A 23018-nucleotide genomic window follows, 5' to 3' on the forward strand; every position below is an offset into this window, starting at 1 on the left:
CTGCCTCCTTTCCGTATAACGAGCGAATACAAACAATATATGTTTGACCGTGTTCGTTTTAATTCATTTTATATACGTTTTTCTTTTATTGTCAATGCGGGAAATGTTAAGTTTTTCTTGACACAGCCCCTTTTTCTCCATAATCTAAAAACATGTAAACATTCTAAAACGATGTATAGGACCGATAAATGAACATTTTCGAAAATGGAACGAAAGGAGGCGTCATTCTTGTTAGCAGCTGAACGTAAAATGCGTATTGTTGAGCTTGTAAAGCACCAGCACGTCGCAACCGTATCCGACCTGGCCAAAGAGTTCCAGGTGCATGAAGCCACGATACGCAGGGATTTGGCAGAGATTGAGCAGGAGGGGCTTCTGAAGAGAACCCATGGAGGAGTCATTGTTGACAAAGGAGCGAATATCGAGCCTTCCTTCTCAGAACGGGTTAGCGATCAATTGGATCAAAAAGCGCGTATCGGGAAAAGGGCGGCATCCCTTATTGAAGACGGGGATCATGTGATTATCGATTCCGGTACGACGACGATTCATATTGCCCGCCATCTGGTTAACCGAAACAACATCACCGTTGTGACCAACGATATCAACGTGGCTGCCGAGCTCCGGGACTCCCAAGGGATCACCGTTATCGTAACAGGCGGCACGCTCTATCATTCCAGCTTCATGCTGAACGGCATGTACACGGACGCGCTGTTGAAGAGCCTCCACGTGCAAAAGGCATTCATCGGCACGCCAGCCATCCATCCGGTTCAAGGCTTGACCCATCCGGAGGCGCAGCTTGTTCCTACCAAGCAGAGCATGATTCAATCGGCTCAGGAAATCATCGTTGTCGCTGACGATACGAAGATCGGCAAGGTCTCTCTTCATACGGTAGCCCCGATCAACAGCGTGCACACCTTCATAACCGGGTCGGAGGCTTCCGAATCCCAGATGAAGCTGTTTAAAGACTCCGGGGTTCACCTGATTACCGTTTAATAGCATCCGCGAGCCAAAAAAAAGAAACGGCTCTTTCGCAAATGCTGCGAAGGCCGTTTTTTGACTTGGTTTTTTTTCTTCGAACAATGCTGCCATTGGTGTAAAAACCTTTTTATTTCGCTGAATGAGCACCTGGCCTTACTCCAACGATTCGTGATGCCGGGAAAACTTGACGTATCGGAACGAGAATCACCGCTGCTAATGCGGCCTTCACGGCGTCTCCGGGCAAATAAGGATAGCATCCCATAATCATTGCCTTTTGCAGGGAGACTCCCGCTTTATGGGCGAGCCACGGAACCCCGAGGACATATAGAAACAGCGAACCGCACAACTCCAGAATCAAAAACGTCATGACAAAGGTTAGAGGTCCGCGTCCTTTCACCCGCTTCACCAGCCAGCCGATCAACAATGCGGCAAACGGATACGCCCAGATAAAGCCTCCGGTTGGACCTAGCAGCAGGGCAAAGCCTCCGCTCCCATGCAGCAAAGGGATTCCTAACGCTGTCAAAACGACGACCATCGCAACGCTTATAAATCCGTATAGCGGTCCGAGAATAGCCCCGGTCAGCATGACAACCAGATTCTCCAGGGAAATGGGAATCGGTGTGAAGCCCAGATGAATGTTCAGATAGCTGGATACGACCAGCAGTGCTCCGAACAAAGCGCTGAAAGCCATGCCTCTAGTTGTAATTCCATTTTTCATTGCAAACGCTCCTTTTATTTGTTAACCTATGTACGAGTGATTAAGTTGACAATTGCATTCTAGCACAAACCTTTCGGTTAGAAAAGAGTAAAATGAATGAAAGAAGCCATTATTCTATCTCTTGAGCAAGTTTCATGTACGGTTTCCCAACAAGATTCAGAGAAAACAATCCTTCGGGATATCCATATGCAAATACGCGCCAAAGAATGGGTAACTATCGTCGGCACAAACGGCAGCGGCAAAAGTACATTGGCCAAAGTGCTGGCGGGTCTTTATCCGGTTGCCGACGGCACCTTCACCGCATGTATTTCTGGCAACCCGGCGGCGCAGCTCGTCTTTCAAAATCCGGAAACCGCCATCATCGGAGAAACGGTATTTGAAGATGTTTGCTTCGGCTTGACGAATTTTGGAGTCAGCGGCCCTTCGTTGGAGGAGCTGGCCATGAAGGCTCTTGATAAGGTCGGGCTCGCCCCCCTCGCCCATGCAGCCTCTTCCTCCTTGTCCGGGGGACAGAAGCAGCTGCTAGCCATAGCGGGATGCGTGGCCGTTAGCCCCTCCGTCTATATTTTTGATGAGGCTACTTCTATGCTTGACCCGTTAGCAAGGCAAACCATTCTAGATCTGGCTCATCAGCTTCACGCCGAGGGGAGCACGATAATATGGATTACGCAGCTGCTGGATGAGCTAAGGGGCTCAGATCGGGTTATTGGCCTGGAGGAAGGAAGTATCGTATATGACGGCCCTGGCCGCGAATTTTTTTATGGCTTGCCGGACGGCGGTCAGAGTCCTTGCGAACGATTGGGATTTGCTCCTCCTTTCACCGTTCAGGTCGCCCAGCGATTGATAAATCGAGGCTGTGGGTTAAAGTCCAAGCCGTTAACTCCAGATGAACTGAGTAATGCGGTGAGAGCATTATGACCATCAGACTCGAAAATGTCACAGTTGTGTCGCCGAAGGAGGATCGGCATCCGATACTCTCAAGAATGAATCATCAATTTCTCCCGGGGACTATCACTCTTGTCATTGGCCAAACCGGTTCGGGGAAAACAACCCTGCTGAATGCGCTGGCAGGGCTGATTCCTTTGACATCCGGCTCCATATCGTATGATGACCAGCCGCTTTGGAGGGGGCAACGATTGAACCGTGAGTCCCTTCTTCAAACGGGACTTGTATTCCAATATCCGGAGCGTCAGCTGTTCGCCGACAGTGTCAGGAAGGAATTTTCGTACTCTTTGAAGCATCTCCGTCTTTCCAAAGAGGAGGAGAATAGCAGAATAAGCGAAGTGTTAGATCAATTAACTCTTCCTGAATCCATCCTGAAGGAGTCCGTCTTCTCCTTATCGGACGGCTGGAAACGAAAGGCGGCTTTGGCCGCCACTTTAGCCGCGAGACCCCGATGGCTGCTGCTGGATGAACCGACCGCAGGGATCGATCCACCGAGTATTGAACCGTTATTGAGAGCTATACGCAACCATCGGAACCAAAGCCTCGGAGGAGCCGTCGTAGTCAGCCATGATCTGGATACGTTCCTCCCCATTGTCGATCAGGTCGTCATCATGCGCTGCGGGATGCTGGAAGCTGTATTGGAGCCGAAGGATCTGTATACGGATCCGTCCGTCCTGCTTAAAGCTCATATCGGGCTGCCAACCTCAATGCAGCTTGCCGTAGAGTTGGAGGCCGCGGGGATCTCAATCAGCGATCGAAGACCATTTAGTGCAGAGGAAACCGCTGATGCCCTATGGGAAAGCTTGCGGGAGCAATCTATTAAGCCTGCGGGAGGTCTTCCTGCAGGTGAGCCGGCTGTAAAGGCTGGCGAAGCTCTGGAAAGGGAGGATCACCAGCGATCCCATTTGGCACCGGACAAACAAACCGCTAGCGGTGTCCATCTGCTTCATCCTATTGCCAAATGGCTGTTCTATGTTGCGGTATCGTCAGGAATTTTGATTCAGAGCCATTGGCCCGGCGTGCTGGCTTCATGCTTATTAACGGCGGGTATTGTTGCGGTTGCCAGAGCATCCATGCAGACTCTATACAAAGCGGGAAAAGCCTTTGCAATCTTTATCATGATCTCCGGTATCATTTCAGGTTTACAGATCTCCGCTTCAGATTCCTGGTGGCACTTCCAGAGCATTTCTTTTTCGATAACAGCCGCATCCGGTACGATCCGTCAGCTAGCGGTATTTTTCCTGGTGCTGTTGACCGGAGTCGCTTTTGCCTCCAGCACCAGTATAACCATGATGCAGCGCGGCCTGGAGCAGGGGCTATCGTTCCTGGAGCGGTTACGGGTTCCTGTCTCTGTATTTACGTTCTCCGCTTCCCTGCTGCTGCGGTTCATCCCGCTTATCGGGAAGGAAATTGAACGCATGTCCTTCATCGTCAAAGCACGCGGGAAATCTACCTCCAAGCAAGGGTCGCTTCGTCTGCGCGATGTTCCGGTATTTATGATCCCTCTTCTTCTTGCCATGATGAAGCATGCGGAGGACCTGTCCATGGCTTTGGAGGCCCGAGGGTATAAGCTGCGGAGGCTGAATAACTCCACTAAGGTTCCTATCCAGTTTGCACGGAAGGATTGGCTGCTTGTAGGGATTGGGCTTGTATTGTTTGGTGCGTTGTTTGTATTGGAGAGGATGTTAGGTTGATTTGTGCTGTTATAGTGAGAATGAAAAAAAGATCGCTTACCCGCAAAGGGTTCGCGATCTTTTAATTATCATAAAAAAATGCCCGGACAAATAGAAAAAGAACCGGCACGAAGCATTCGTTTCAGCCGATTCTTATCCGTTTCATCCTGTTTTCTCTTCAAACCAGGCCAGCTTATCTCTCATCCTGACGACTTCGCCAATAAGAATAATAGCTGGGTTGGGGAGCTGATGCTGCTGAACGATTGCAGCAATGGTGGCCAAAGTCCCGGTCACCGTTCTTTGCTCCGCGCGGGTTCCCCACGAGATGACGGCAGCGGGAGTCTCCGCGCTCCGGCCATAATGAATGAGCTCTTCACACAGATAGGCAATGTTCCCCATCCCCATGTAGAAGGCTATCGTATCCGTTCCGTTAGCAAGCGCATGCCATTTCACCGGGGACAGGGTGTCCTCCTGACATAAATGCCCGGTAACCATCGTGAAGGTCGTCGCTACTTTGCGCTGCGTAACGGAGATGCCCGCATAAGCCGGAGCTGCTATGCCTGAAGTAATACCAGGGACAATCTCATAGGCAATCCCGAGATCTGCGAGCACCTCAGCTTCTTCCGCAACGCGGCCGAATATGCAGGGATCCCCGCCTTTCAAGCGGGTGACCGTATATCCCTCCAGCGCTTTTCTGGCGATAAGCTCATTGATTTGTCCCTGCTCCATCGTATGCTGGGTCGGATGCTTGCCGCAGAAAATAAGCTCCGCGTTAGACTGAGCGTATTTCAACAGCTCCGGATTGGCTAACCGGTCATACACGATCACATCGGAGGTTTGAATACATCGCAATCCTTTAACTGTTATTAAATCCGGATCGCCAGGTCCTGCTCCAACAAAAAATACTTTCCCCTTCTTCGTCATCATAAGCAGCACCTCAACTAAGCTATGTTATAGAAAAAGTATGATAGAGCCCTCCGTTTTTATAGCGGAAGCACTTCATGATTAGGCGGTTAAGCTGCCTTGGAATTTTTAGAAGGAACGCCCGCATCTTTGCGCATATGGGTAAAGTAGAGCAGCAGCCCGGTAAACAAGACCCCTCCGACAAAATTGCCGAGCAGAACAGGAATTTGATTCCACAGCCACCAGCCTCCGAAGGTGACGTTGGCGCCATACATCATGCCGGCCGGAATGACGAACATATTGACGACAGCATGCTCGAAGCCCTGTGCGAAAAACGTGAGAATCGGAAGCCACATGGCCGCGATTTTTCCTAATGTAGATTGACTTGTCATGGCCATAACCGCACCTAATGTCACCATCCAGTTGCACAGCACGGCTTTTGCAAACACCGCTACCATCCCATCGAACCCTATGCCCGAATAGCCGTTCGTCTTCGTTTCAGCCGTCTTGATGATCGTTTGGATAACGGCGTTATCGCTAACATGTCCGAAGTTCGTTACAGCCGCATAAAAGAGAGCCGCATACGCGACCGAGCCTGCCAAATGCCCGATAATTACCCATAAGAAATTGTTCAGCATGCTTCGAACCGATACTCGTTTATTAAGAACCGCCAGCGGGATCAAAGCGAAGCTCCCCGTTACAAGCTCCAAGCCAAGCAGAACGATCATGACGAAGCCTACCGGGAACACCAGGGCTCCGACGAGCCCCAGCTTCGTTTGTGCAGATGCGGTAAAAGCGAGCGTAGTGGCAAAGGCCAATATGGCACCGCCTAAAAATCCTCGAATCAGCAAATCTTTGATGGATAACTGGGCCTTATTGACGCCCGCTTGAACCATCTGTTCCACAACCTGCTCCGGTTTGACGTAATCCATTCCTTCCAACTCCTTTTCTACCCTCCGAGATGATTATGAGGCAATACTATCAGGGCTATCGAGGACTAGAACGACATCTCTCGTCTGCTCGTCAATTTCTATGCGATATGCTTTGACACAGCCTTCGTCAGGCGCCTGTACGATGCCGTCATTCAGATCGATTTTCCAATCATGCAGCGGACAAAACACATGGTGATCACACACAATCCCTTCGGACAGCTTCCCGTTCTTATGAGGACAGCGGTTCTCAATGGCCCTGAAGCCGCCGTCCGAAAGTTTGAAAATCGCAATTTCTACACCATCCACATGAATCACTCTTGCTCTTCGTTCCATAATGTCCGATTCGTTAGCTACAACTATTCTTTTCATAAGACCCCTCCTAATTCGATAATCCTGATTAATGTTGAACCGCGGTCATATCTTTTGCTTGGAGCTCTTCGAAAGTAGCCCGCAGCTTATCCTTCTCAATGATTTCTTTCCATGGATCCGTCGTTAAGCTGAGTGTCTTCTCAATGCGTGCCACCAAGGCTTCGCGATCCTCCTTCTTCTCGAGAGCCGCAGCAATCGAAGCAACGCCAACACGCTCCACCCATTCGCTGGTCCGTTCATTCCATTTGGCTTGCTCACGGTAATATTGCAGGAAAGCCCCTGCCCATTCGAGCACTTCCTCTTCCGTCTTCACTTTGCAGAGCAGATCCGTCGCTCTCACCTTCACTCCACCGTTGCCCCCGACATGCAGCTCCCAGCCCCCATCGATCGCTATGACCCCGAAATCTTTAATAGAAGACTCGGCGCAGTTGCGAGGGCAGCCGGAAACGGCAAGCTTCACCTTGGCAGGGGTGTTCAAGCGCTCGAATTTCTTTTCCAGCTTAATTCCCATTCCTATGGAATCCTGGGTTCCAAACCGGCAGAAGGTAGATCCGACGCAGGTTTTCACGGTTCTTAAGGCTTTCCCATACGCATAACCGGACGGCATATCAAGATCGGCCCATACTTTCGGCAAATCTTCTTTTTTCACACCCAGCAGGTCGAGTCTTTGTCCGCCGGTAAATTTGACCATCGGCACCTCGTACTTCTCAGCCACCTCGGCGATTCGTTTCAGTTCCTGCGGTGAGGTTACGCCTCCGTATATTCTCGGCACGACTGAATAGGTTCCATCCTTCTGGATATTGGCATGATTCCGCTCATTGACAAAGCGTGATTCTCTTTCATCTTCATGCTCTTCAGGCCAAATCATACCTAAATAGTAGTTCAACGCCGGGCGGCACTTGGAGCATCCTTCCTCCGTTTTCCATTCCAGCACATTCATAACCTCTTTGGTCGTCGTCAGATGCATGCTGCGAATAGCTGCCACGATTTCATCCCGCGAATGCTCCGTACAGCCGCATATGCCTTCCTTGACTGTTTTGACGCCGTCTGCACCTAAAGTAAGAGTCAGAAGGTCGGCGACCAGGGGCTTGCAGCCTCCGCAGGAGCCCGAAGCTTTGGTGCAGGCCTTGATCTCATTGACGCTGCTGCAGCCCTTCTCCTGAATGGCATTGATGATCGTCCCCTTGGACACCCCGTTACAGCCGCAAATAATTTCACTGTCCGGCAGGGATGCGACATAATCCGTCCCTGATTTACCGCTGCCTCCGGCGCTGTCTCCCAGCAGTACCTGCTTCTCTCTTCCTGTTACATCCTCGCCGTTACGGATCATGGCAAAAAGCTTCGAGCCGTCGCTGGTATCTCCGAATAGAACGGAGCCGATAACCTTACCGTCTTTGATGACGACTTTCTTATAAATCCCTTCAAAATCATCCTGCACCCGCACCGAACGTGTACCCGGTTCATCCGAGAATTGCCCTGCGGAGAATACGTTAACCCCCGACACTTTCAGCTTGGTCGATACGACGGAGCCTTGATATCCCTGGGAAGCGACTCCCGCCAGCCTTTTGGCCAATTCGGCCCCTTGCTCATACAGAGGAGCCACCAGCCCGTAAGCTACCCCGCGATGCTCCGCACATTCGCCAACGGCATATACATTCGGTATATTCGTTTCCATGTAGTCATTGACCACGATGCCCCGATGGACTTCAACCCCGCTTTCCTTGGCCAAGTCAACATTCGGTCGAATACCGACAGCCATGACGACAAGGTCGGCTTCCACTTCGCTGCCGTCCTTGAACCTTACGCCGGTCACTCGCTTCTTGCCCAGGATGGAGTCCGTATTTTTCTCAAGCAAAAACCGCATCCCTTGGGCTTCCAATTCCGATTGCAGCATACGCGATGCCGTCTCATCCAATTGGCGCTCCATCAAATATTTAAAAATATGAACGACCGATACATCCATGTTCAAATTGCGCAGGCCCCGGGCCGCTTCCAATCCGAGCAAGCCGCCGCCTATGACGACCGCCTTCTTATAGGTTTTGGAGGCTTCCAGCATCGTTTGACAATCCTTGATATCCCGGAAGGCGATAACCCCCTCTTTATCTGCGCCGGGGAGCGGCAGCATAAAAGGTAGTGAACCTGTTGCCAGAATCAGATCATCATATTCCGCCGTCATACCGCTAGATGTTTTTACGATTTTACGCTGAGTGTCGATATGATTTACGGTCTGACCGGCATGAAGGGTGATTCCATTATCCTTATACCAATCCCAATCGTTAATGACGATATCCTGGATATCTGCATCGCCGGCAAGGACGGAGGACAGCAATATACGATTGTAATTCGGATGAGGCTCGCTTCCGAATACCGTGATATCATAATCATGAGGCGCAAGCTTTAGCAGCTGCTCGATGGCATTTACACCCGCCATCCCGTTGCCGATTAATACCAGTTTCTTTCTCATACCCATCCGCTCCTCGGTTGATGTAATGTTAATTAACATCAAGTTTGATTTACTCACTGCGAAATACCATATTATCAAGTCAATGTTATGTTAGATAACATTACTCATACATTTAATTTAACGGCTGAAGCCGGATATTTCAATACTTTTTTTATGATAATTCCATGTTTTTAAAAAAAATTTTTCAATAACACGTATGTTTCTATGTATTATTTAGTTTATTGTTCGTGTTTACCGCGATTCTTCCCTAACAAACTTTAGTTATTGTGTTAGGTTATATTACATATGTTAAACATGATATAGATCTGCTCTATTTCTTTCTCGCTTTATTGCTATTTCATCTATTTCAAAGTAAGCCTTATAATAACCCTTAACATCACACTAAAAGACGATTACAAAGGAGCGGCAAACGATGGCAGGAAATTCATTCGGGGATACATTTAAAATCACCACATTCGGAGAGTCTCACGGAGAAGCGGTGGGAGTCATAATCGATGGGGTGACTCCAGGGGTAGAGATAGACGAGGCCTATATACAAGTGCAGATGGACCGGAGGAAGCCGGGGCAATCTTCCGTTACAACCCCCCGGAAGGAGTACGATCAGGTCCATATACTGTCTGGAATGTTCGAAGGAAAAACAACCGGTACGCCGTTATTCATCATTTTATATAACAAGGACATGAGACCGTCTGCTTACGACGATATCAAGCTGGCCTTCCGCCCCGGACATGCCGACTATACCTATTTGCAAAAATATGGGATTCGGGATCATCGAGGCAGCGGAAGAGCCTCGGGAAGGGAAACGGCGGGAAGGGTTGCAGCGGGCGCGGTAGCTCGCAAATTGCTTGAGAAGCGCGGCATTTCTGTGGTCGCGTATTCCAAAGAGATCGGCGGGATCTCAGGAACACAGTTCATAGAAAGCGAAATCGAACGCAATGCGGTTCGGGCCGCCGACCCGGAAGCCGCAAAGCGGATGATAGAGAAGGTTGAAGCACTGGCCGCGGCCGGGGACAGCTGCGGCGGCATAGTGGAATGCAGAATTCGGGGAGTGAAGGCCGGGATTGGCGAACCCGTATTCGACAAGCTGGACGCGGATCTGGCCAAAGCCATGCTCTCGATCGGCGCGGTCAAAGGTATCGAATTCGGCGCAGGCTTCGCCGCGGCTGCCATGCTGGGCAGCGAGCATAACGACGCGATGGATGCCTCCGGCTTCTTGAGCAATCATTCCGGAGGTATCATTGGCGGGATCAGCACCGGAGACGAGATCGTATTCCGCGTTGCCATCAAGCCGACATCCTCCATCTCCGTCCCGCAGCAAACGGTGAATGTCCGTGGGGAGGAACAGACCATCGTAACCTTGGGAAGACACGATCCGTGTATCTGCCCCAGAATCGTACCGGTCATCGAGGCAATGGCCTGCCTCGTTGTAGAAGACCACTGCAAGCGGCAAGCCGCCTTGCATGATTGACCGTTCGGGTCAATCTCCCTGCATGAGCCCCCGAAAGCACTTCCTTGCAAAGCGAAGTGCTTTTGTTTTTTTACACGCCAGACTTAATAAATTTTCGAGGCCGGCGCCGTAAATCGAAAAAGACCGGTTCCGTAACAGGAACCGATCTTTCCTACGCCACTCACTAGAACAGCTTGGCCAGCTCATTTTTTCTATTATGGATCGCTTGTACCGCGGCAGCGCAGCGTTCCTTGCCGAGCTTTTCGCAGAGAAGCTCAACGAATTCGGCACTCCCCATATTTTCCATCGGCACCCATACCGTCCTCCTGGCGTCTTTAAGAACAAAGCAGCCTCCGAAAAATCGGGTAAAGGATACGGTGTGAATATCCTCAAAATAGATCGTTTTCCTCCCGTACCACTGGTATCTCGTCACATACCGATCGCTAACCACTGTCTTGGAGCAAGCGAGAATGATGGAGCACACACCAAGAAAAAGCGCGGCCGCTCCCAAATAAATAAGATGATAAATCCAATCCTCGGAATCGTCCTCGTCCAAATAGAATAAAGCAAACGCGCATAGCGCTATGAAAAAGCCTATGTATACGCCGCGGTTGATCAGCTTCCCTTTGACAAGCACCATGTCCCCTCGCCGATTTCTTCGTGCAGGCTGAAATGCATAGCCCAGCAGGTATTTGTTAATAAATCTGGAAAAAACCTGATTCACTTCCGTATCCCTCCTGCATTCTGGAATATGGACTCCTTACACCGGTGGCGTGTTTTCGTGCTGATCCTGCGGTGAGGCCTGCACCGGCTCCTTCTTCTTCCTGCTGAACAATTTCTTAATCAAGCCAATGATCACGCCGAACGCTGCGATAATGACAATAAAGAATTTTTTACCCAATAGGCCGATTGTGGCAAGCAAGCCGACCTTCTTGGCAACAGCCAATCCGGCGCCGCCAAGGATCAATGCGCTCAGACCATATTCCGATACCTTATCCTTGGATGCGTCAAAATCCTCATACCGTTGCCCCTGCTTCATCTCCAGCTTGGTCAAAATTTTCTCAGTCAGCACTTTCTTATCCGCTTCACGATGCTCAGGGTCGGAGATCAGAATGGCCGATACGTACCCTTGTCTCGTTAAGATACGCACATTGTAATTCAGCAGCTGCTCCTTGTTATCGTCCTCCGCCAGCATGGACCAAGTGAGGTTATGTGTTTTTTCGTCATAGAAAGGCTCAACGTCCCAGCCAGTTACGTATAGCCTTTGACCAGGCTGCTTTTCCTTATTGGCTTCTTCCGTCCCTTTTTGATAGCTTTTCAAAATCGCTTTGGCATCAATCTTCTTTTTCTCATCGTCTTTGATGTGACCCGATTCCTCGTATTCGAAGATGACGGCCCAGTTCTGATTCTCATCCTTCGGATAAATACTGCCGAGTTCCTTGCCGGAGGGCGAATCGTGATTATCCTTGCTCATCTTCATCGTATTGGCTGCATCCAGAAAGACAAAGGACGGATCCAAATCAATCGTCGCCACTTGCTTCAAATCCACCTTTTTTCCGCCATCGATCCAATTGTATTTGTTCTCCGCCGCAGATACTGCCGATCCCCACAGCAAAGTTAACGCTAGCGTCATTCCGATAAACCGTTTTTTCATGTTGTTGATCCTCCACATTTGTTTTTCTAGTTTGATATTAAGCTTCACTTGCTTCATTCTAGCTGTCGTGTTCATACGACCCTGTCCAATGACCTACTCCATTCTTTCGTAAATTTGTGCCCTAATTCCCATTTCATAGAGAGCATGAGCTGGGTTATGCTGTTGAAATCCTTGTTTTTTAATATAGATTTGTGTATTTTTTAACAATTTTGGGTTTCATTTACTTTCAGGCACTTTTATTATTTCGACTTGAATCGGCTGATTGTTTAGCTTTTGTATTGTGAACATTTTGTGAACATGCCAAAAAGGCTATCTGAGAGCAGAAATCTTGCAAGCCCAGTAACCTGCAGATAGGCTAAGGAATACACTAACTCCGAACAAATACCCAGTCTGTTTGGAGGTACCCATGAATTCGTATCCAGTTTACCCGTATTACAGTAAAAAAACGGTGTGCAAGGAACAACCTATCACATTCCCCCCTCAGCATCAGGATCAGCAGCCTGGACTTGAATACTTAATGAATCCCCGCCCGATTACCGAAAATCCATCCTATGCCGGAAGCGGCAAATTGAAAAACAAGGTTGCCATAATTACCGGCGGCGACAGCGGTATCGGACGTGCAGCGGCTATAGCTTTTTCCAAGGAAGGGGCCAATGTGGTCATCGTATACTTATATGAAGTACCGGACGCCGAGGAAACCAAGCGTCGGATCGAGCAGCTCGGCGGAAGATGTCTGGCTATTCAGGCCGATCTTCGGCACAAGGCCCAAAGCGCCTCCGTCGTGGAGCAAACGCTGCAAGCGTTCGGCAAGCTTGATATACTGGTCAATAATATCGGGGTTCAATTCCCGCAGCAAAGCATTCTCGATATTACCGAGGAGCAGCTGCTCAACACGTTCACCACCAATATTTTCTCGTTTTTCTTTATGACTCAGGCTGCGCTGCCGCATTTGAAGCCCGGAAGCTCTATCATCAACACCGCTTCCATTACGGCCTACAGAGGCAATAAAGAGCTCATCGATTATTCCTCTACCAAAGGGGCTATCGTCACCTTCACACGGTCTCTCGCTATGTCGCTGGTCGACCAAAATATCCGGGTGAACTCCGTAGCTCCTGGCCCAATTTGGACGCCATTGATCGTTTCAAGCTATTCGGCCGAGGAGGTATCGACTTTCGGGTCCGATACCCCTATGAAGCGTGCCGGGCAGCCCTTCGAGCTGGCCCCAGCCTATGTCTATCTCGCAAGCGACGATTCCCGATTCGTGACGGGAGAAACGCTGCATGTTAACGGCGGGCAGTTTATTACTTCTTAAGTAAGCCAAGGCAAAAGCCTCGTATAAGGAAAAATAAAACGGCCTCCGTCCGATGAATTCGGAACGAAGGCCGCTTAGTTTTTTTATACCGACTGCCTGAGCTGTTTTCCTTAAGGGCTTGCCGGTTCTTCATTAATGATTTTTCTCAAGGCTCAAAGCTTCGCCGGGCTTCGAATGATAGATTTTTTTGGCCCATAAAGTCTGCAGCAGAACGAAGACTCCGCCCACTACCCAATACAGTGGAACGGCTGCCGGAGCGCTGAATGAGAATACAGCCATCATAATCGGCGATATATAACCGACCAAGGCAAACTGCTTCTGCTGCGCCGGGTCCGTTCCCATCTGGGAAACCTTGAATTGAAAGAAATAAATGATCGCCGCGATGAACGGCAGAACCGGATCGGGACGTCCCAGCTGAAACCACAGGAAGGAATGGTCGGCCAATTCCGGTGTAAGCTTGATTGCATAATATAAACCGGACAGGATAGGAATCTGGATTAACATCGGCAAGCAGCCTACGGCAAGCGGATTAACCTGATGCTTCTGATAAAGCTGCATCGTTTCCTGCTGCAGCTTGGCTTTGGACTCCGCATCGCTCTTATCTTTATATTTCTCCTGAAGCTCCTTCAATTCAGGCTGCAGGAGGTTCATTTTCTGCTTCATCATGTGCTGACTGCGGTACTGTCTCATCATAAGCGGAAGCAGCACCAGTCTGACCAGCAAGGTTAACAGGATTAACGCCATACCATAGCTTCCGTCAAAGAACGAAGCAAAATGCTGAATTAAATAAGAAAAAGGAAACACAATATAATGATTAAAAAATCCCGGAGTGTTGGCATCGATCGTTGCGTTAGGACCGCTGACGCCGCACCCGCTTAATAAAACTAATGCTGCAAGAGCTGCGAATAAGCTGTATTTTTTGAAAAAGGTGAATGCATTGTTGGCCATAAAGGTCCTCCTCGTTGGATAAAAGTCTTAACTCCCAACGAAGAATAACAATCTTCCAAATCACCATCAGGCGCTTCTTTTCGCTTTACTTTTCTGGTGAGCCAATGATGCTGCTCCACCCGGTGGCCATCAGGCATGGGCATGGGCAATACAGGGACCCAGTCATGGTGGACCGGGAACAGCCCTTCTGTAGTTCCTTCATGAAGATGGGCTAGATAAGCATACGTGAACGTACAAATGACGCTTATGGAAATCAAGTAGGGAATCCATTCGTGGATGACCATTTCCTGAACCTCAAACAATGCATTCACCTCCTTTTGGTATACTTACATTATTTGATTTTTAGGGTACATTGCTCTGCACCCGCACATGCTTATCCCATTCGGGCATACTTCTTCTACGTTCTTCTTATGAAGATGTTTCATTTCACTTGTAATGTTACTTTGTTCTCCTCATGAAGTCCAGAACCATTTTGTAGCTGAATCGGACCTTATAACCGTTCGGGTTCAAGTCCGCGTACCGGATCTAAGACAGCGCGCCATTTTCCCAGCTCAACAGCCTTCCTATCCTTAGGTAAAAGGGACATCCTAAGGCTGCCGCTTCCAGTTGCGCCATATACCGTGATAAAAGCAGCCTTCCGTCCAAACTGCCGGTGAAGAATGCCATGCATCCTATCGATAGGCCGCTCCGCAGTTCCCGGGGTTTCTGTAAGTACCATACGGGAGCTCGGGGACAGCCAAGCCGACATTCGGATCCCTTCCCCGCTTTTTCCGCTCATGGTTAGCTGGACCCAATCCGCTTCGGCCGATTGCCCGATGCATTCCGAAGCCGGTTGGACATAACGGTACGATCCCGCCTCATCCAGCAAGCCGGATTTTGGCTTCCATAGCTCGCTATTTAATGGAGATAACTTAGGGCTGTGCATCCACCAATCTATAGCGGCTTCTTCCTCAAGCTCAACCTCAAACCAATCCAACAGCCAGCTGCCTGTTAGCAGCAGATGCCGGTCCATTCGGCAGCCTTCATACGCTTCCGATGAACTTAGCCAAGCGTAGGTCCATTCCGGATTATCTTCATAACGGACAAGCTTCCCTGTATGAGCGGCTTGTGACCGCTGACCTATTACAACCGTGTTATGACTCTCGGTACAAGCGTACCATTCCTTTCTCATGACCGAGCCGTAAGGCACCATTCCGAGCTCAGGCGCGAGCCATCCATCCCTGGATGCCAGTGTCAAATGCAGCTTATCGTAATGGCCGTGTGATCCTCCATGCTCCCCGTAATCGGCAAAGAACGAGAGCAGTCCGCTTGGCCTTCGCCCAATGACAAAACCGGATGATTCGAGCAGCTTCGAGGTATTCCGACCAGGATCCGGCTCATGATAGTCCTCCAAACTTCCTTGGCCGTAGACAAGCGCTTCTAGTCCGGCTCTCACCGGCCTCCCGTACATCTGGCGGTATGCCTCACGGAGAAGCGGCACATACCTTCCTTTCTTATACCGAGTTAATCCGACTTCTACCGTTTCGGCGATTTCTCTGGCATACGGTATACGCTGATATGGGCCGTCATGAAGCGCGATAAGCTCGCCTTGATCATTAGCCAAAGCTGCCATGACGTCCAGCATCCCTTCAAACGATTGCCCCTGCTCTCCTGTCGTTGAATACCAATCCATACCTAGCCGGCCGGCCATCTCCGCTGCAATAAAATAAGCTCGCAGGACGAATACATGGTAGTAGGTACTCCCCTCGTATTCCATCTGGTCAGGACGAATCCCGATGGATAAGTGATGCCTGAGTCCCCCCTCTCCTTCGAGAAGCTCCTTCATCCGCTCCGAATCTTGCCTTCGAGCATATAAGCAGGCAAGCGCAGCGTTGAGCCAGGCCGTATAATTGCTCTCCGGCTTCTTCTGCACTTCGACCAGCAGCTTTCTGGATTGAGTCATGCTTTCCTCCAGCATAGAGAAGAACAGCTCCAGCTGATCAGTCTCATTCTTCCCGGCGGATTCTCTTCCAGCGTCACCAAGAAGCAAATACGCGCGCAGCAATGTCGTAGCCCAGATGGCCTCCGTCAAGGCCTGATGAAATGCCCTGCCTTTGAGCATCCAGCCTTCCGCCTCAGGATGAACGGGGTAGCTTGGAAATTGCGCCGCGTATCGCAAAAGAATATCCTTACTCCACTGGGCATAACTCTCCTGTCCGGTTCCGGCATAAACGGCGGCTGCCTGAAGCGCATACCGGGCATAGGATTGATGCTTCATCACCAGCCAGGCTCCGCGATAAGGCTCCCCTTGCAGCGTGCAGCCTTCTGGGCAGTGAAATTCCCTGGCATTCGCCTCTATGGGATCGAACAGCAGCTCCGTATGATGCTTCGGGCAGACATATTGATGCCACCAGCCTCCAGGCTCGACCGGAATATCCAGCGGCAAGGCCATAGCCAGGTCGAGTTCCTTCTGCAGCTGTTCCAGCACTTTAGCCGCCCAGCCATATTTCGTAACCTTCTCGCTAATGTTCATCGCATAAACATGCCACCGTTAATCTCGATGGTTTCCCCCGTCAAGTAATCGGACAGCGGCGAAGAGAGGAACAGCGCGCTGTTGGCCACATCCTCCGGTAGGCCTTCCCGGCCAAGCGGGATTCCGCTTACCGTCGCCTTGCGTGCGGCGTCGGAAGTAAACGTTGAATGAAAAGCCGTCTGCCCGATAAAGCCCGGCGAAAGGACGTTGACCTGAATGCCGTGAGGGGCGACCTCCTTGGCCAAGCCCTTGGAATAAGCCATGACCGCCGCTTTGCTGGCCGCATAGACCGAAGCCCCGGGACCTCCGCCATTGTGCGCCGCAAGCGACGCCATGTTGACGATTTTCCCTCTGCCCTTCTCCATCATGCCCGGCAGAACGGCTTTGCTCAGGAATACGGTGCTCTTGAAATTTACGTCCATGATTCGCTGATATCCTTCTTCGGTCATTTCGGTGTTAGGGATACGCTGGATCATATGCCCCGCGTTGTTTACCAGAATATTTATCCTGCCTCCGAACGCTTGCTCCACCTTTTCAATCAAGGACGATATTTGCTGCACGTCCGTTACATCCGCCTGGAAGCATTGCGCTTCCCCGCCGTTGTTCCGAATAGCCTGCACTGTCTGCTCCGCCGCCTCCTGCTTGCTTAAATAATTGATCGCTACCCGTGCCCCGGCTTGGGCAAGCTTGCTGGCAATGGCAAATCCGATGCCTGCATTCCCTCCTGTCACTAAAGCGATTTGTCCGGATAAGTTAATAGAAATCATAAAGACGCCTCCTCGTGTTGTTTCTCTTCCCTCAGCCGTTCCACTACGGAACGCATACTTTCAGCCAGACGCTCTCCCATTGAGATGTGACCGTAATCGGATGGATGCGTCAAATCGCTGGTTAAGGAAGTGAAATCCGTCATAATATCGCTTCCTTCCAGCAGATACAGCCGGTTGTGGTTCTTGAACTCTGCATACGCTCGCAGAATTTCGTTATATTTTCTCATATTGTCTGCCGCTGCATGGCTCTGATCTTTGTAAAAGCTGGCCCGGTTCGGATAAATCGTCGTCAAGAAAACCGGTTTGTCAGGATGCTTGGCAATAATGCCGTCCAACAAGTAGGAAGCGCGCCTTGAGAACTCCTCTGCAGGAACACTGGACATCATATTGACGCCGATTTCAAGAAATGCGAAGTCCCAGTCCGAACGTTCCGCTATATGATCAGCCACCTCTCGCTCACAATGGCACGAGCCGCTCAAGCCAAGATTGAGCACATCCACCTCAAGCCTTCTCGCTGCCTGCTGCACATATCCGTTATAATGACTTAACGCTCCCGCCCCTTGAGTAATCGAGGACCCGTAGGCAAGATAGGTCAATCTCGGAACCTCATCCCGGTCAGGCGGCCGAACCTCATGGCCAAATGCATCCACCTCATAAAAGACAGCGTTAAAGCGCTCACAAAAAACACGCCATACCTTAGATGAAAAAGCCCGGTTATGCAGGCTGTCCGGCTCCACATCGGCAAAACGCTCCGGAATTTCCAGATGAATCGTATGCGCGATGCCTGCCTGGAGAGTGTGTGAGGAGTGAAAGAAATCGCCGCGGAACACAAGCACGCGTCCATTCGTTTCCAGAGAAGCCAGGGTAACCCTCACATGCTTCGCATCGGTAACAAAACGAAGCTCACATCCGTTCGATTGCACCGCTTTCGTCCTTCCATTCTCGCTTAACGCATGCCGGACCTGCTTCGGAAATCGCTGAAGCCTCAGGCCCGGAAGCAGCTCCTTACGCTCTAGCTCGACCACGTTATGAAAACGAATACCTTGATAATCCATGATTTCCCCTCCAGCTGACAACTGCATCCTATTTACTTCTTAGTCGCTTCAATAGCTTTGTTCGCCCGCTCCTCCGCTTCCCGCAATGCCGTATTCTCGTCCTTACCCGATGCAATATCGACTAGAGCGGCGAGCATCTCTTTATCGGCGATGGCCTGATACTTGGTCTTTTCCGTCGGATCGGCGAATTTCTCGGGAAGCAAGGACTTCACATGCTTATGTGCAAGCACCGGGTCGTTGGATGCGAAATGATTCATAATTGAGGCTTGGTTGCTCAAAATCGAGGAATAGCCGTCCCTGACAATAAAATCCTGAAATTCATCCGAGGTAACATAGGACATGACCTGGAAGGCGGCATCCTTGTTCTTGCTTCCCTTGGATAAATAAAAGTAGGTAGGGTACGATTGCGGACCTACGTTGGGCTTCTCCTTATAAACAGGGAGCTGTACGATATCCCAATCCAAAGAGTCCTTGAACACCCTAGCCGTTGTGCTCAAGGCGGCGAACATGGCGACATTCTGGTCTTTATAGAACGGCTCCTGCTGGCTTACCAGATTATATTGGTTATTAAGGAGTCCATTCCCCGGAATGCTGTAAAACCGCGTTAAATTTCCAAAGGCTTGCCGGAAGCTGTCCGCTGTAAATGCCGCTTTGGAGGTTTTGGAGTCAATGTGAGGGGCCGATAACTGGTTTAGCTGCATCAAATGCTGGACGGACATCGTCATCCCTTTAATCTGCTGGCCGTTATCGGTTCGGGTCATCGTCTTGGCCAGAGCATAGATTTCGTCCCAGGTCATTCCATCCCTCGGATAAGGAACCCCGAATTTGTCGAAAAGGGCTTTGTTATAAAACAGAGCTGCAGAGGTCGTGCTGACAGGCAATCCATAAATACCGCCTCCGGCGAGCTGCCTTTGAATGTCCACCGTGGACGGCTCCAGCCGCGATAAATCATAGTTGTACTTCTTGATGAGACCGCTGATGTCGTCCTGCATCTCGTAAGCCAGCAAAAAATTCGAGGTTAGTCCGATGGATGTAATCAAAATATCGATGGTTTGCCCCGAAGTAATAACGCTGGGCAGCGTCTGTGCGTCCTTCTGCGGGATGAACTTCAGCGTGTAGTTCGGGAACTTCTTCTTGATTTGGTTTCCGTAGGTGCTCATAAACTGCTCTTCCGTCCAACCATTGACGCAAACGTAGAAAACAAGCTCCGTCGGCGTCTCGCTAACCTTCTTGACCAAATCCTCTCCCTTCACCGTCTTTGCTTCCCCAGCTGTTCCTGATGGTTCGCAGCCCGACAACGATACGGCAATAGCACAGAGAATCAATCCTGACAGCCGTTTTGATTTGATCCGCATTCGTACCCCTCCTTGTTTCCTTGCTGGCTTCCTCCACATCCTTTTATGACCTTTATCTGACTCACAAATTAACTATAAACTAGGTTATGGACTCCGTCAATACTAATCGGATGTTATTATTGGTTAATTATGAGTCAATTGACGAGCGGTTCTCTAAACTTCAATTATCCTATAGGCAAACTAATACCGCTAAGCGGATCTTGGCTTCGAGGCTGTCTCAGGCGCTTTCGTGGGCACCCGAAATATAAAAAAATGCAGACTCTCCTAGGAGCCTGCACTGAATCATTCTTTGGATATTTTCTTATCTAACTATTAAGACTAGGGCTCGCGGTAATCCCGCTGTCCGCTTGCGGAAGCAGCTGCTCCAGCTTTCGGCATAACGAGTCCCGATCCTGCAGACCGGATAAAAACAGCATCGTTTCCCGCTGCATTTCTTTGAGCTGATGGTTGCTGAGCCCAATCTCCGTGATGAGGCGGAAGGTAGGAATAATCTCCCTGTACATGAAAAATCGCGAAGGGCGGTATATCGTTTCCTCCCCCTGCCATTCCATGGCCGACCGGTGTGCCGTAATATTCAAGGTTTGACGCCGAATCCTGAGCTGGGTCTCGTAGGAGGTCAGGAACTGCACCAGCAATTTGGACGCCTCTTTGGACCGGGAACGGCGGTTGACAGCCAGACCGTTGACGATCAGCAGCGTCTTGTTGTTTTCCATTCCGGGCAGGGGCGATACATCAAAGGAAATGCCTGCATCCTTCAGCTGGTTGAGGAAGTAATACGTCGTCATAATGACGGATACCTTCCCTTCCAAGAACAGCGCCTCCGCATCGGCATCGCTCTCCGACAGCAGGACAGGAAAAACATCGGTCATCTCCAGCAGCTCTCTGCAGATGCCTAAGCCGTCCACAGCTTTGCTGGCTGTCAGGTGATACTCCCCTTTGGCGTCAGATTCGAACTTTCCACCGCTTTGCAGCATGAAGATGGGCCACCGGTTGCGGGAAGGAAGATAGAAATAGAAGCCGAACCGTCGGCCCTTCACCGCGAGCTGCTTCCCGTAGCAGAACAAGTCCCGCCATGTCCAGCTGCTGTCCGGCTCGGGAACTCTTGATTCGCGGAAATGCTCTTTATTGTAGCATAGCACAACGGGCGATTGAATAAAGGGCTGTACGAGCGTCACTTCCCCGCTTACAAAAGGAGCTGTAGCAAAAGGATACAGCTCATCATTGATTTCAAGAGGCTCCAGTATTCCGGTTTGTCCGGCCTCGGCGAAATCCTGAAAATTATTGTTGTTCATCATGGCGACGTCCAGCATTTCGGCATCCATATATTCCAGCAGCGTTCGGCTGTAATTCATCGAGGACAGCTCAACCGGCTGCACGCGAATATGAGGATACTGCCGGTGAAAGCTATCAAGCAAGCTGTCCAGCATGGCAAGCTCTCCGGTTGCCTGGACGTAACCGAATTTGATGACGGTACCGCTCGGCTCGGGTGGGCGGATGACCTTGTTGCCGATGCGGGCAATTTTCTCGATCAGGCCTTCCTCAACGAGGGTTTCGAGCCCCTTGCGGACCGAGTTGTTGCTCAATTGAAATCGCAGCTCCAGATCATTCTCTGAGGGCAGGAAGCTCCCAATTGGAAGCTTTCCCGAAATAATCTCCTCGCGAAGCGTCGCGATCATCTCTTCCAAACGCGCCCGAAAATATTTGCGGCTGTTTCGTTTCTGCATGAATCTACCCCACATCTGCCTCGCAGTACTCAGCTTTTCCTTTTCTTAGCATACTGAAAATCTCAGGGAAGGACAAGTCGCGTTAGCCGACGCAGCGGAAAAATCGTTATACATGGGATAGTTAATGAAATTGTTCCCATCAAGACTTCAGCCTGGTTAGAGTATTCGCGAGCCAATCAAAGGACCTCTCCCCGCTAACCTCATGCCTGCCCTCGAATACATGGGAATCCAAATTCGAGCTAAGCCCCATGTCTGCGTAAATATTCTCCAATATACGAATCGCTTCCCGGGTCGTTGCGACAGGGAATATCGGATCATCCATCCCCGCTTCGATAAACAGCGGCTTCGGAGCGATTAATCCGAGCAAATCCGGCATTTCGGCATGAAGCAGCATGCCCGGGATATAATTGCACAGGCAATGACGCATGGCCAGTATGCTGCCCCGGTAGGTGTTCGGATAAATCCCGACGACGGACGCTTGAATTCGAGGATCAAGAGCGGCGGACAATGAAGCGATCGTTCCTCCCCCGGAATGTCCCATATTCCCGATTCGTCCGGCATCCACCTCCTCCAGGGTCGATGCATATTCGGATGCTCGAAGCGCTTCGTATACGCGAAGTCCAGCTGTCGTTTTACCGGCCATCATTAACGATACCGACAGGTTATAGCATGAATTTTTTAGACTGGGGTCCTGCAATCGGTCGCGCTCCAACCTCCGGTCACCGAATCCTGCTACCTCCGGCGCCACAACAACAAGTCCGCGGCGTGCGAGCTCTAGAGCGATATTATCCCCTCTCTTGCCCGTCTCGGGCTTCGGCGATCCATCCTCCTGCAAGCCGACCAATGACCTGCTTCCGTAGCCATGACCGTGCCATAGCAGAACAGCCGGATTCTTGCCCTGCAGCTGCTTGGGCTTCATAATATATACCGGCATACGAAGCCCGCCCAAGGTCGATATCTCGACCCTCTCGCGGATTACGTCCTCCAGCTCGACGCTTTCCAGCAATATCGGCCGAAAATCGGCATCCTCCCCCTGCGGCATATCAAAGCTTCCGAGCGATTCAATCAACCTGCTTCTAAGCTCCAGCCGCTTCTGCTCCCGAGACCCCATTTGGCTCCCGCGCTGCTCCTGTAATGCATCATAAATACCGTCAAGAAAAGAATCCAATTGCGGCATATCCAGCAACCTCCATTCCATTGTCAGCGCTTACTTTTTATCCCTGATGATCTTGGCTGTTGGTTTAACCATACCATAGAATGAGGAC

At 50.4% G+C, this 23018-nt stretch carries 20 protein-coding genes; 5 read left to right on the forward strand and 15 right to left on the reverse strand.

The genetic code is table 11. The features are described from left to right. Positions 1 to 228: 228 nt before the first annotated feature. Positions 229 to 990 (forward strand): DeoR/GlpR family DNA-binding transcription regulator, encoded by a 762-nt coding sequence (locus GGC63_RS00835; RefSeq protein ID WP_192700723.1) that lies wholly within the window; start codon positions 229 to 231, stop codon positions 988 to 990. A gap of 112 nt (positions 991 to 1102) precedes the next feature. On the opposite strand, the gene GGC63_RS00840 is transcribed toward GGC63_RS00835, so the two are convergent. Continuing rightward, on the reverse strand, positions 1103 to 1693 hold the full coding sequence (locus tag GGC63_RS00840) for a biotin transporter BioY (RefSeq protein WP_192700724.1): 591 nt from the start codon (positions 1691 to 1693) through the stop codon (positions 1103 to 1105). A 96-nt stretch (positions 1694 to 1789) separates the two neighbouring features. Between GGC63_RS00840 and GGC63_RS00845 the strand changes: the two genes are divergently transcribed. Both GGC63_RS00845 and GGC63_RS00850 read left to right on the forward strand, forming a co-directional pair. Continuing rightward, on the forward strand, positions 1790 to 2611 hold the full coding sequence (locus GGC63_RS00845; protein ID WP_192700725.1) for an ATP-binding cassette domain-containing protein: 822 nt from the start codon (positions 1790 to 1792) through the stop codon (positions 2609 to 2611). Further along, the gene (locus GGC63_RS00850; RefSeq protein WP_192700726.1) at positions 2608 to 4332 is read left to right on the forward strand and encodes an ATP-binding cassette domain-containing protein; all 1725 of its coding nucleotides are present in this window, start codon (positions 2608 to 2610) and stop codon (positions 4330 to 4332) included. The genes GGC63_RS00845 and GGC63_RS00850 overlap by 4 nt, the downstream gene beginning before the upstream one ends. A gap of 141 nt (positions 4333 to 4473) precedes the next feature. Here GGC63_RS00850 and cobA read toward each other — a convergent pair whose 3' ends face one another. The 4 genes from cobA to nirB all read right to left on the reverse strand — a co-directional run bounded on the left by cobA (position 4474) and on the right by nirB (position 8979). Further along, on the reverse strand, positions 4474 to 5235 hold the full coding sequence (gene cobA, locus GGC63_RS00855; RefSeq protein ID WP_192701375.1) for a uroporphyrinogen-III C-methyltransferase: 762 nt from the start codon (positions 5233 to 5235) through the stop codon (positions 4474 to 4476). An 89-nt stretch (positions 5236 to 5324) separates the two neighbouring features. Then, positions 5325 to 6146, reverse strand: a complete 822-nt coding sequence (locus tag GGC63_RS00860; protein ID WP_192700727.1) for a formate/nitrite transporter family protein — start codon at positions 6144 to 6146, stop codon at positions 5325 to 5327. 33 nt (positions 6147 to 6179) lie between these two features. Further along, positions 6180 to 6515, reverse strand: coding sequence for a nitrite reductase small subunit NirD (nirD, locus tag GGC63_RS00865; RefSeq protein WP_192700728.1), 336 nt, complete (start codon positions 6513 to 6515; stop codon positions 6180 to 6182). Positions 6516 to 6543: 28 nt separating this feature from the next. After that, positions 6544 to 8979: a nitrite reductase large subunit NirB gene (gene nirB / locus GGC63_RS00870; RefSeq protein WP_318780958.1), complete on the reverse strand. Its 2436-nt coding sequence runs from the start codon at positions 8977 to 8979 to the stop codon at positions 6544 to 6546. Between the two features lie 412 nt (positions 8980 to 9391). On the opposite strand from nirB, the gene aroC reads away from it, so the two are divergent. After that, the gene (aroC, locus tag GGC63_RS00875; protein WP_192700729.1) at positions 9392 to 10447 is read left to right on the forward strand and encodes a chorismate synthase; all 1056 of its coding nucleotides are present in this window, start codon (positions 9392 to 9394) and stop codon (positions 10445 to 10447) included. 163 nt (positions 10448 to 10610) lie between these two features. Here the strand turns inward: aroC and GGC63_RS00880 are convergent, their stop codons facing one another. After that, positions 10611 to 11150: a hypothetical protein gene (locus GGC63_RS00880; RefSeq protein ID WP_192700730.1), complete on the reverse strand. Its 540-nt coding sequence runs from the start codon at positions 11148 to 11150 to the stop codon at positions 10611 to 10613. A 36-nt stretch (positions 11151 to 11186) separates the two neighbouring features. Further along, the gene (locus tag GGC63_RS00885) at positions 11187 to 12080 is read right to left on the reverse strand and encodes a DUF2167 domain-containing protein (protein WP_192700731.1); all 894 of its coding nucleotides are present in this window, start codon (positions 12078 to 12080) and stop codon (positions 11187 to 11189) included. A gap of 406 nt (positions 12081 to 12486) precedes the next feature. On the opposite strand from GGC63_RS00885, the gene GGC63_RS00890 reads away from it, so the two are divergent. Then, positions 12487 to 13392, forward strand: coding sequence for an SDR family oxidoreductase (locus GGC63_RS00890; RefSeq protein ID WP_192700732.1), 906 nt, complete (start codon positions 12487 to 12489; stop codon positions 13390 to 13392). Positions 13393 to 13524: 132 nt separating this feature from the next. Here the strand turns inward: GGC63_RS00890 and yidC are convergent, their stop codons facing one another. The 8 genes from yidC to GGC63_RS00930 all read right to left on the reverse strand — a co-directional run bounded on the left by yidC (position 13525) and on the right by GGC63_RS00930 (position 22930). Next, positions 13525 to 14340: a membrane protein insertase YidC gene (yidC, locus tag GGC63_RS00895; protein WP_192700733.1), complete on the reverse strand. Its 816-nt coding sequence runs from the start codon at positions 14338 to 14340 to the stop codon at positions 13525 to 13527. Continuing rightward, positions 14277 to 14642 carry a hypothetical protein gene (locus tag GGC63_RS00900; RefSeq protein ID WP_144027984.1) on the reverse strand — a complete coding sequence of 122 codons (366 nt, stop codon included), beginning with the start codon at positions 14640 to 14642 and terminating at the stop codon, positions 14277 to 14279. The genes yidC and GGC63_RS00900 overlap by 64 nt, the downstream gene beginning before the upstream one ends. A gap of 188 nt (positions 14643 to 14830) precedes the next feature. Then, positions 14831 to 16852 (reverse strand): heparinase II/III family protein, encoded by a 2022-nt coding sequence (locus GGC63_RS00905; protein ID WP_192700734.1) that lies wholly within the window; start codon positions 16850 to 16852, stop codon positions 14831 to 14833. After that, complete coding sequence (locus tag GGC63_RS00910; RefSeq protein WP_192701377.1) at positions 16849 to 17616, reverse strand: SDR family NAD(P)-dependent oxidoreductase; 768 nt, start codon at positions 17614 to 17616, stop codon at positions 16849 to 16851. The genes GGC63_RS00905 and GGC63_RS00910 overlap by 4 nt, the downstream gene beginning before the upstream one ends. Beyond that, the gene (locus GGC63_RS00915) at positions 17616 to 18674 is read right to left on the reverse strand and encodes an SGNH/GDSL hydrolase family protein (protein WP_192700735.1); all 1059 of its coding nucleotides are present in this window, start codon (positions 18672 to 18674) and stop codon (positions 17616 to 17618) included. The genes GGC63_RS00910 and GGC63_RS00915 overlap by 1 nt, the downstream gene beginning before the upstream one ends. A 32-nt stretch (positions 18675 to 18706) precedes the next feature. Continuing rightward, the gene (locus tag GGC63_RS00920; RefSeq protein ID WP_192700736.1) at positions 18707 to 20029 is read right to left on the reverse strand and encodes an ABC transporter substrate-binding protein; all 1323 of its coding nucleotides are present in this window, start codon (positions 20027 to 20029) and stop codon (positions 18707 to 18709) included. Positions 20030 to 20334: 305 nt separating this feature from the next. Then, a complete protein-coding gene (locus GGC63_RS00925) occupies positions 20335 to 21753 on the reverse strand; it encodes an extracellular solute-binding protein (protein ID WP_192700737.1) in 1419 nt (472 codons plus the stop codon). 139 nt (positions 21754 to 21892) lie between these two features. Continuing rightward, the gene (locus GGC63_RS00930) at positions 21893 to 22930 is read right to left on the reverse strand and encodes a dienelactone hydrolase family protein (RefSeq protein WP_192700738.1); all 1038 of its coding nucleotides are present in this window, start codon (positions 22928 to 22930) and stop codon (positions 21893 to 21895) included. Positions 22931 to 23018 lie beyond the last annotated feature (88 nt).

The sequence above is a fragment of the Paenibacillus sp. OAS669 genome, assembly GCF_014873645.1.
In the GTDB taxonomy this organism is placed as follows: domain Bacteria; phylum Bacillota; class Bacilli; order Paenibacillales; family NBRC-103111; genus Paenibacillus_S; species Paenibacillus_S vulneris.

Excerpts from the sequence above, each read along its gene's own strand:
- GGC63_RS00840 (WP_192700724.1), bottom strand. The coding sequence starts at position 1,693 with ATGAAAAATGGAATTACAACTAGAGGCATGGCTTTCAGCGCTTTGTTC.
- GGC63_RS00845 (WP_192700725.1), top strand. The coding sequence starts at position 1,790 with ATGAAAGAAGCCATTATTCTATCTCTTGAGCAAGTTTCATGTACGGTT.
- GGC63_RS00850 (WP_192700726.1), top strand. The coding sequence starts at position 2,608 with ATGACCATCAGACTCGAAAATGTCACAGTTGTGTCGCCGAAGGAGGAT.
- cobA (WP_192701375.1), bottom strand. The coding sequence starts at position 5,235 with ATGACGAAGAAGGGGAAAGTATTTTTTGTTGGAGCAGGACCTGGCGAT.
- GGC63_RS00860 (WP_192700727.1), bottom strand. The coding sequence starts at position 6,146 with ATGGATTACGTCAAACCGGAGCAGGTTGTGGAACAGATGGTTCAAGCG.
- nirD (WP_192700728.1), bottom strand. The coding sequence starts at position 6,515 with ATGAAAAGAATAGTTGTAGCTAACGAATCGGACATTATGGAACGAAGA.
- nirB (WP_318780958.1), bottom strand. The coding sequence starts at position 8,979 with ATGAGAAAGAAACTGGTATTAATCGGCAACGGGATGGCGGGTGTAAAT.
- aroC (WP_192700729.1), top strand. The coding sequence starts at position 9,392 with ATGGCAGGAAATTCATTCGGGGATACATTTAAAATCACCACATTCGGA.
- GGC63_RS00885 (WP_192700731.1), bottom strand. The coding sequence starts at position 12,080 with ATGAAAAAACGGTTTATCGGAATGACGCTAGCGTTAACTTTGCTGTGG.
- GGC63_RS00890 (WP_192700732.1), top strand. The coding sequence starts at position 12,487 with ATGAATTCGTATCCAGTTTACCCGTATTACAGTAAAAAAACGGTGTGC.
- yidC (WP_192700733.1), bottom strand. The coding sequence starts at position 14,340 with ATGGCCAACAATGCATTCACCTTTTTCAAAAAATACAGCTTATTCGCA.
- GGC63_RS00905 (WP_192700734.1), bottom strand. The coding sequence starts at position 16,852 with ATGAACATTAGCGAGAAGGTTACGAAATATGGCTGGGCGGCTAAAGTG.
- GGC63_RS00915 (WP_192700735.1), bottom strand. The coding sequence starts at position 18,674 with ATGGATTATCAAGGTATTCGTTTTCATAACGTGGTCGAGCTAGAGCGT.
- GGC63_RS00920 (WP_192700736.1), bottom strand. The coding sequence starts at position 20,029 with ATGCGGATCAAATCAAAACGGCTGTCAGGATTGATTCTCTGTGCTATT.
- GGC63_RS00925 (WP_192700737.1), bottom strand. The coding sequence starts at position 21,753 with ATGCAGAAACGAAACAGCCGCAAATATTTTCGGGCGCGTTTGGAAGAG.
- GGC63_RS00930 (WP_192700738.1), bottom strand. The coding sequence starts at position 22,930 with ATGCCGCAATTGGATTCTTTTCTTGACGGTATTTATGATGCATTACAG.